Here is a 9,033-nt window from a genome sequence, read left to right as displayed (position 1 = left end):
TGTGCACCTCCGCGATGGTCTACGGCGCGCTGCCGGACAACGAGCTGCCGCTGTCCGAGGACGCCGAGCTGCGCGCCACGGCCGAGGCGACGGGCGTGGGCGACCTGCTGGAGATCGAACGGCTGGCCCGCCGCGCACCCCGCGCGCACCCCGGGCTCAATGTCACCGTCGTCCGGCCCGCCGTGCTGGTCGGGGGCATGGACACCGCGCTGACCAGGTACTTCGAGTCGCCCCGGCTGCTCGTGGTGGCCGGGTCCCGGCCCGCCTGGCAGTTCTGCCACGTCGACGACCTGTGCAGCGCCCTCGAGTACGCCGTCCTGGAGAAGGCCGACGGGGAGCTGGCCGTCGGGTGCGACGGCTGGCTGGAGCAGGAGGAGGTCGAGGAACTCAGCGGGATCCGGCGGATGGAGCTGCCGTCGGCCGTCGCGCTGGGCGCCGCGGCCCGCCTGCACCGGATCGGACTGACGCCCTCCCCGGCCGGGGACCTGGCGTACACGATGTACCCCTGGGTGGTCAGCGGCAGCCGGCTGCACGACGCCGGGTGGCGGCCGAAGTACACCAACGAGGAGGTCCTCGCGGAGCTGCTGGAGGAGGTCGCGGGCCGGCACACGGTCGCCGGGCGGCGCCTCGGGCGCAAGGACGCGACGGCTGCCGGTGCCGCGGGCGCGACGGTCGCCCTGCTGGGCGCGGCGGCGGTGGTGCGGCGGGCGCGGAAGGCCCGGCGGCGGATCTGAGGCGGGCGCCGTCCTGTAGGAGGCTCCAAGGCGGTACGCGCGCGTGCCGGGCGATGACGCTATTCCGCGCCGCGCGCGCCGTGGGGCACGATGGGCGTATGGCATCCACGAACGACCACCCCGGTGAGCAGGCCGCACCGGACCCCGTCAAGCTGATCGGCATCCGGGAGACGCCCCTCTCCCTGGACGAGGTCTTCCGGGCCGTCGGGGACGACGCGGCCGGCGGGACCGCCCTGTTCGTCGGGACCGTGCGCAACCACGACGGGGGCACCGACGTCGACCGGCTCGGTTACTCCTGCCATCCCACCGCCGAGGCCGAGATGCGGCGGATCGCCGAGAAGGTCGTCGCCGAGTACCCCGTACGGGCGCTCGCCGCCCTGCACCGGGTGGGGGACCTGGAGGTCGGGGACCTCGCCGTGGTCGTCGCCGTCTCGTGCCCGCACCGGGGCGAGGCCTTCGACGCCTGCCGGAAGCTCATCGACGACCTCAAGCACGAAGTGCCCATCTGGAAGCACCAGACCTTCTCCGACGGCACCGATGAGTGGGTCGGCGCGTAGCGTCGTCGTTGAGGGGTGGCGGTCGGGCGACGGCTGGGCGGGTCGGGGCCTGCTGAGGTCCGGCGGCCCCGTTCGGCCGCACCGGCACCCTCCCGACTCCGGTTGCGTAACCGGCCCCCCGGCGTGAGCGTTGTCACGGCGGATGGTTAATCTGCTGATCAGTCAGTCGCGGAGCTCATGGGGTTGGGAGGTCGGCATGGCGGCGCTCGCCTGGTTGCTGATTCCGCTGGTGGCCGCGGTGGCCGCGGGCCTGTGGGGAAGCTGGGCCAACCGCACCCGCAAGGCCCGCAGCGACGGCCCCGAGCTCGACGGGTACGCCCGGTTCCGCGAGGCGATGGAGAAGTCCCGCACCGGAGCCTGACGGCCGCCCCGGACGGGGCAGCCGCCCTGACGGTGCTCCGACAGCGGCGTCCCGTAATGTCGTCCCATGCCACGCCGCACCGCGACGATGCTCGCCTCCACCCTGATGCTGATCGCGCTCCTGTGCGCGGGTGTGTTCATCCCCGTGCCCTACTCGGAGATGTCACCGGGGCCGACGGTGAACACCCTCGGGGACCACGACGGCGAGCCGGTGCTTCAGATCTCCGGACACAAGACATATGAGGCCAGCGGTCACCTGAACATGACCACCGTCCGGGTCACCAGCGCCGACTACCGGATGAACCTCGTGGAGGCCGTCTACGGGTGGTTCTCGCACGACAACCGCGTGGTGCCGCACGACACGCTCTACCCGGACGGCAAGACCGAGGAGGAGGCCACCCAGGAGAACGCCGAGGAGTTCAGCCAGTCCCAGGAGAGCGCCAAGGTCGCCGCCCTGAAGGCACTGGACATCCCGGTGAAGTCCTGGGTCATCGTCTCCACGGTCGTCAAGGGCTCCCCGGCCCAGGGCCGGCTGCACGCCGGTGACGTGATCCGGGCCGTGGACGGCACCACGGTCAAGGAGCCCGGCGACGTCGCCGACCTGGTGACCAAGCACAAGCCCGGTCAGAACGTCGTCTTCACCATCGTGCCGGCCAAGGAGCAGGCCGCCGCGGAGAAGGAGAACCGGACGCCGACGAAGACCGAGGACGTCACGATCACCACCGCGGCCTCCGCCGACGCCGGCCAGAAGCGCGCCATCGTCGGGATCAGCGCCGGGACGGACCACACGTTCCCGTTCTCCATCGACATCAAGCTCGCCGACGTCGGCGGACCCAGCGCCGGTCTGATGTTCGCCCTCGGCATCTACGACAAGCTCACGCCGGGCAGCCTCACCGGCGGCACGTTCGTCGCCGGCACCGGGACGATCGACGACGCCGGCAAGGTCGGTCCGATCGGCGGCATCGGGATGAAGACCATCGGCGCGCGGGAGAAGGGCGCCCGGTACTTCCTGACGCCCGCCGACAACTGCGCGTCCGCCGCCGCGGACACCCCGGACGGGCTCACCCTCGTGAAGGTGGACACCATCGACGACGCCATCGGCGCCCTCGGCGACATCCGCTCCGGGAAGACCGCCGACCTGCCGAAGTGCACCGCGGGATAGCTCCGGACAGACGGCGCCCCGGGCGGCCCGGCGGGCCGCCCGGAACCGTCCGGGACTACGCCTCGAAGGTCGCCGTCAGCGCCTGGGCCAGGCCGGGCACCAGATCGGAACCCGTGAGGACCTCGGTCGCGGAGTCCTTCTCACGCAGCCGCAGGGCGGAGTCGCGGGCGCCGTCCCGCAGCACCGCGACCGTCATCCGGACCTCCTGGCGGTCCGGGTGCTCGGCCACCCACCGCGTGAGCTTCGCCCCGTCCAGGTCTCCCGGCACCTGGGCCTCGGCGGACGGCGGCAGCATCAGGCGTTCGACGGCCAGCGCGCAGCCGACGACGGCGTCGGGCCAGGCGATGGTTCCCAGGAACTCGTCCAGCGGCTGGTCCGTCGGAATCTCGTCCTGCTCGATCGGGGTGAGGCCGGAGCTCTCCGTCTCCTCCTGAAGACCGAGCCGGTCCGCGAGTGTGGGCTGGTCGGCCCGCAGCCGTGCGGTGTCGACAAGGGCGAAGAGGCGTGCGGGCTGGTCCCAGCCGAGGCCGGAGACGTACTCGTCGATCTCGAGCACGGCCCGGGTGAGGGGGCTCGCTGCCATGGGGGTGTTGGACATGGTCACAATCCTGCCTCGTTCCTGGGCCGAATCGGGAACCGAGTAAACGATGAGTAAGTTGCATAGGTGTGGGCCCACGATGACGAGGGCGCACGGGGGGCCCACGAACCCGAGGGCCTGACGGAACAACAGCGACTTCGAGGTGCGCACCTTGGCTTTCCAGATGCCGGACCGAGGCGGAGGCCCGACGGGGCCACGGATCAGAGTGGGCCGCCCGTCCCGGCGTGTCCGCACCCTGCTGATGACGCTCGGTGTCCTCGCCGTGCTCGGCATGGCGTTCACCATGTTCGCGGGCTTCTGGACGGACTGGCTGTGGTACCGGTCGGTCCACTACTCGTCGGTGTTCACGACGACACTGTGGACCAAGATCGGTCTCTTCTTCGTCTTCGGCCTGCTCATGGCGCTCGCCGTCGGCCTCAACATCTGGCTGGCCCACCGGCTGCGCCCGCCGCTGAGCGCGATGTCGATGGAGCAGCAGAACCTCGACCGCTACCGGATGGGCATCGCCCCGTACAAGAAGTGGCTGCTGCTCGGCATCACCGCCCTGGTCGGTCTGATCGCCGGCGCCTCCGCGTCCGGCCAGTGGCGGACGTGGCTGATGTGGGTCAACGGCGTGCCGTTCGGGCAGAAGGACCCCCAGTTCAAGCTGGACGTCTCCTTCTACGCCTTCGACCTGCCCTGGTACCGGTTCCTGCTCGGCTTCGGCTTCGCGACCGTGATCATCTCGCTGATCGCCGCCGCGCTCACCCACTACCTCTACGGCGGGCTGCGCGTCACGAGCCCGGGCGCGCGCGCCACGGCCGCGGCCACCGGTCACCTGTCGGTGCTCATCGGTGTCTTCGTCGCCCTCAAGGCGGTCGCCTACTGGCTCGACCGGTACGGACTGGCGGTGAAGTCCAGCGACTTCAAGGCCACCGACAACTGGACGGGCCTGAGGTACGTCGACGCCAACGCCTACCTGCCGGCCAAGACGATCCTGTTCTGCATCGCCGTCATCTGCGCGCTGCTGTTCTTCGCCACCCTGTGGCGGCGCACCTGGCAGCTGCCCGTGATCGGCTTCGGCCTGATGGTCCTGTCGGCCATCCTCATCGGCGGCCTGTACCCGGCGCTGGTCCAGAAGTTCGAGGTGCAGCCCAACGAGCAGGCCAAGGAGGCGCCGTACGTCGAGAAGAACCTGGAGGCGACGCGCAAGGCCTACGACATCGAGGGCACCCAGGTCACCGAGTACGCGGGCGAGGGCAAGAGCGAGGACAAGGCCGGACTCCGTGACGACGTCGACGCGACGGCGTCGATCCGGATCATGGACCCGAACATCATCTCGCCGACGTTCCAGCAGCGCCAGCAGATGCGGAACTACTACGCGTTCCCCAACAACCTGGACGTCGACCGCTACTCCAAGGACGGCAAGGACCAGGACACGGTCCTCGGTCTGCGCGAGCTGAACCTGGCCGGCATCCCGAAGAAGAACTGGATCAACAACCACTTCCGCTACACCCACGGTTTCGGAGTGGTCGCCGCCAAGGGCACCCAGGTCGACTCCGAGGGACGCCCGGTCTTCACCGAGTCCGACCTGCCGTCCAAGGGCGACCTCGGGACGTACGAACAGCGGGTGTACTACGGCGAGAAGACCACCACGTACTCCATCGTCGGCGGTCCCCAGAAGGAGATCGACTACTCCGACGACAACGGTGAGAAGACCACCAGCTACAAGGGCGACGGCGGGGTGGACCTGTCCAACCCGGTCAACCGGGCCGCGTACGCGGTGGCCTTCAGCGAGCCGCAGATCCTCTACTCCGGCGCCATCGGCGACGGATCGAAGATCCTCTACAACCGCACGCCGAAGGAGCGCGTCGAGGCGGTCGCCCCGTGGCTGACCATCGACGGCGACGCCTACCCCGCGGTGGTGGACGGCCGGATCCAGTGGATCGTGGACGCCTACACGACGACCAACGGCTACCCGTACGCCTCCCGTACGACGCTCGGCGACACGACCGCCGACTCGCTGACCGCGCAGAACGACTCGCGCGCGGTGGTGGCCCAGCAGAACCAGGTCAACTACATCCGCAACTCGGTCAAGGCGACCGTCGACGCCTACACGGGCGACGTCAAGCTGTACCAGTGGGACACCCAGGACCCGGTCCTGAAGACCTGGATGAAGGCGTTCCCGGACACGGTCAAGGCCAAGAGCGAGATCTCCGACGCGCTGATGTCCCATCTGCGCTACCCGCAGGACCTGTTCAAGGTCCAGCGCGAGCTGCTCACCCGCTACCACGTGAAGGACGCCACGACGTTCCTCAGCGGCAGCGAGGTGTGGCAGGTGCCGGACGACCCGACCAACAAGTCGGGTGACGCGGTGCCGCCGTACTACCTGAGCATGAAGATGCCCGACCAGCAGCAGCAGGCGTTCTCGCTGACGACGACGTTCACGCCGATCGGACGCGACAACCTCAGCGCGTTCATGGCGGTCGACGCGGAAGCGGGCACCAAGGACTACGGCAAGATCAGAGTCCTGAAGCTCCAGACGAGCACGACGGTGAACGGACCGAAACAGGTCCAGAGCCAGTTCAACTCCGAACAGGACATCGCCGAGTCCATCAGGCTGCTCAGAGGCGGCGACTCGGAGGTCGAGTACGGCAACCTGCTGACGGTGCCGCTCGACGGCGGGCTGCTCTACGTGGAACCGGTCTATGTGCGCGGTGGCGACCTCAAGTACCCGCTGCTGCGAAAGGTGCTGGTGTCCTACGGCGGCAGCACGGCCTTCGAGGACACGCTCGACGCGGCCCTGAACAAGGTCTTCGGGGCGGAGGGTTCGACCACGGAGCCACCGGACCAGGGCGACGACACCACCACACCGCCGCCGACGTCCACCAACCCCACGGTCCAAGAGGCGTTGAACGACGCCCAGAAGGCCTTCACCGCCGGCCAGGAAGCTCTCAAGGAGAACGACTGGACGGCGTACGGCAAGGCGCAGAAGGACCTGGGTGACGCCCTCAAGCGGGCCGAGGACGCGCAGGCCCAGGCCGGCCGGAGCGGCGGCGGGGACAAGAACGGCGACGGCAAGAACCAGGACGGCAAGAAGCCGGCGGACAAGGCGAGTCCGAGTCCGACCCCGACCGGCACCGCCGACGGCTCGGGCAGCGGCTGAGCTGGTCAAACGCCCACCCCGCGCCGTGATACGGTTGTGAACACAACGGCGCGGGGTGGAGCAGCTCGGTAGCTCGCTGGGCTCATAACCCAGAGGTCGCAGGTTCAAATCCTGTCCCCGCTACTGAAGTCGTGAGCCATCGGCGAACGACAACGAAGGCCCGGATCCCATTTGGGATCCGGGCCTTCGTGATGTGCGAACGCATGTGCCGACGACGGTGACGGCCGCGCCGATGGCGGGAGTTGGGGCGATCCGTGTTTGACTTGTCTCCCTGTGGGCATGTCGACAAAACGCTGAAGTGACCTCAATGGCTGCGGTATACCAGGTGTACCCGGGTTGCGGGTGGTGCGACGATGGACGTTATGGGGGACATGGCAAATCTGTTCGAGACGGGGCGTTTTGTGCAGCCGTCCGGCCGGGAGGAGCCCGGGGACGAGGCTCAGGAAGCCGCCGACGAGGCCGCCGAGGAGGTGCGCCGGCGGCTCGCCGCCGACGCCGGTGACGTCGAGGCGATGAGCGTGCTCGGGGCCATGCTGCTGCGCCGCGGCGATCTCGACGGAGCCGAGTCCCACCTGCGTGCCGCCACCGCGGCCGGTGACCGTGCCGCCGCCAACAACCTCGGTGTCCTGCTGCACCAGCGCGGCTACGCCGACGAGGCCGCCGGATGGTGGCGGATCGCCGCCGTCGCAGGCTCCTGCGCCGCCGCCCACGCGCTGGGCCGGCACTTCCGCGAGCGCGGGGACGAGCCCGCCGCCGAGTACTGGCTCCGCCAGTCCGCCGAGCAGGGACACGTGCTGGGCGCCTACGCGCTCGCCGACCTGCTGGAGCACCGCGCCGACGCGGCCGGCGCCGAACGCTGGCTGCGGGCCGCGGCCGAGCGGGGGCATAGGGAGGCCGCGTACCGGCTGGCCCGGGCGCTGGACCGGCAGGCCGGGCGGGACCTCGACGGGGACGGCGGAGCCGGTGTCGTGCGCTCCGTGACCGAGCCCGCCGAGCAGGCCGAGCGGACCGAGGGCGGCGAGGAGGCCGAGCAGTGGTACCGGCAGGCCGCCGCGCGCGGACACCGGCGGGCCGCACTGCACCTCGGGTCGATCCTGGAGCGACGGGGCGAGCTCAGGGAGGCCGGGCGCTGGTACCTGACGTCCGCCAAGGACGGCGAGGCGCGCGCCGCCTGCGCGCTGGGCTTCCTGCTGCGCGACGCCGGGGACACCGAGAGCGCCGCCGTGTGGTGGCTGCGGGCCGCGCAGGACGGCGACGGCAACGCGGCCAACGCGCTGGGCGCGCTGCACGCCGAGCGCGGCGAGCCGCAGACCGCCGAGCGCTGGTACCGCGCCGCGCTGAACGCCGGGGACGACAACGGCGCCTACAACCTCGGGCTGCTCTGCGCCGAGCAGGGGCGGACCTCGCAGGCCGAGCAGTGGTACCGGCGGGCCGCCTACGCCGGGCACCGGGAGGCCTCCAACGCGCTGGCCATCCTGCTGCTGCGCGCCGGGGACGCGGCCGGTGCCGAGCCCTGGTTCTCCAAGGCCGCCGAGGCGGGCAGCGTGGACGCCGCCTTCAACCTCGGGATCCTGCACGCCGGGCGGGGCGAGGACGCCGCGGCGCTGCGCTGGTACGAGCGGGCCGCCGCCGCCGGGCACACGGAAGCGGCGCTCCAGGTCGGGATGGCGCGGCTGCGGGACGGCGACGAGCCGGAGGCGGAGCGGTTCCTGCGGTGCGCGGCGGGGGGCGGCAGCCCGGAGGCCGCGTACCGGCTGGCCACGATGCTCGACGCGCGCCGGCCGCCGGCGCCCGCGCACGAGCTGGGCGAACCAGCGCAGGAGAAGACCGAGTGCGAGGAGTGGTACGAGCGGGCGGCCTCCCAGGGGCACCGCCGGGCGCAGGTGCGCGTCGGGATGCTGGCCGCGGCGCGGGGTGACGTGGTGGAGGCGGCGCGGTGGTACCGGGAGGCGGCCGAGGCCGGTTCGCGCAACGGCGCCTTCAATCTGGGGCTGCTGCTGGCCCGGGAGGGCAGCGAGCCCGAGGCCGTCGTGTGGTGGCGCCGGGCCGCGGAGGCGGGGCACGGGCGGGCGGCGCTGCGGCTCGCGCTGGTGTGTGCGCGGCGGGGGGAGCTGGAGGAGGGGCAGCGGTGGGCGGACCGGGCGGTGTCGCTGGGGCCGCGGGAGGTGGCGGGGCGGGCGGCGCGGTTGCGGGACGCGTTGCGGCAGGAGCTGTCGGCGTGACGCTGCGCTGAGCCGGGGCGCGTGTGAAGGTGCCCGGGGTTTCGGGTGCCCGGGGGTGGGTGTCGCGGCCCGGCGGTGCGGGGTGCCGCTGCGCCCACCCGTGCCGCCCCAGCGGCACGACTGCCCGCAGCTGGGTGGGGCGGGAAGCGATTTGCTTCTTGTCGTGGGGGTGACGTAGTGTTTTATTCATCGACGCGGGGTGGAGCAGCTCGGTAGCTCGCTGGGCTCATAACCCAGAGGTCGCAGGTTCAAATC

7 protein-coding genes and 1 tRNA gene are annotated in these 9,033 nt (G+C 71.1%); 7 read left to right on the top strand and 1 reads right to left on the bottom strand.

Going from position 1 to position 9,033, the window contains the following annotated elements; all coding sequences use genetic code 11:
* The 4 genes from GTW67_RS33425 to GTW67_RS33415 form a co-directional block, all read left to right on the top strand.
* Positions 1-734 (top strand): Rossmann-fold NAD(P)-binding domain-containing protein (locus GTW67_RS33425; protein WP_161168480.1); only part of this gene is annotated, 734 nt, incomplete at its 5' end.
* Between the two features lie 98 nt (positions 735-832).
* On the top strand, positions 833-1,291 hold the full coding sequence (locus tag GTW67_RS33420; RefSeq protein ID WP_161168479.1) for a molybdenum cofactor biosynthesis protein MoaE: 459 nt from the start codon (positions 833-835) through the stop codon (positions 1,289-1,291).
* A 196-nt stretch (positions 1,292-1,487) separates the two neighbouring features.
* Positions 1,488-1,652 (top strand): hypothetical protein, encoded by a 165-nt coding sequence (locus tag GTW67_RS37250; RefSeq protein ID WP_202438037.1) that lies wholly within the window; start codon positions 1,488-1,490, stop codon positions 1,650-1,652.
* Between the two features lie 66 nt (positions 1,653-1,718).
* Positions 1,719-2,813, top strand: coding sequence for a YlbL family protein (locus tag GTW67_RS33415; RefSeq protein WP_161168478.1), 1,095 nt, complete (start codon positions 1,719-1,721; stop codon positions 2,811-2,813).
* A gap of 55 nt (positions 2,814-2,868) precedes the next feature.
* Here the strand turns inward: GTW67_RS33415 and GTW67_RS33410 are convergent, their stop codons facing one another.
* Positions 2,869-3,411, bottom strand: a complete 543-nt coding sequence (locus GTW67_RS33410; RefSeq protein WP_161168477.1) for a PPA1309 family protein — start codon at positions 3,409-3,411, stop codon at positions 2,869-2,871.
* 163 nt (positions 3,412-3,574) lie between these two features.
* On the opposite strand from GTW67_RS33410, the gene GTW67_RS33405 reads away from it, so the two are divergent.
* From GTW67_RS33405 to GTW67_RS33395, 3 genes are all read left to right on the top strand, one after another.
* The gene (locus GTW67_RS33405; protein WP_161168481.1) at positions 3,575-6,556 is read left to right on the top strand and encodes a UPF0182 family membrane protein; all 2,982 of its coding nucleotides are present in this window, start codon (positions 3,575-3,577) and stop codon (positions 6,554-6,556) included.
* A gap of 49 nt (positions 6,557-6,605) precedes the next feature.
* Positions 6,606-6,679, top strand: a tRNA-Met gene (locus GTW67_RS33400).
* 230 nt (positions 6,680-6,909) lie between these two features.
* Positions 6,910-8,778: a tetratricopeptide repeat protein gene (locus GTW67_RS33395; RefSeq protein WP_202438036.1), complete on the top strand. Its 1,869-nt coding sequence runs from the start codon at positions 6,910-6,912 to the stop codon at positions 8,776-8,778.
* Positions 8,779-9,033 lie beyond the last annotated feature (255 nt).

Origin of the sequence: Streptomyces sp. SID5910, assembly GCF_009862125.1 — a bacterium.
Lineage (GTDB): Bacteria > Actinomycetota > Actinomycetes > Streptomycetales > Streptomycetaceae > Streptomyces.
The sequence above is the reverse complement of the archived record's forward strand: the minus strand, read 5'-3'. Positions and strand labels throughout refer to the sequence as shown.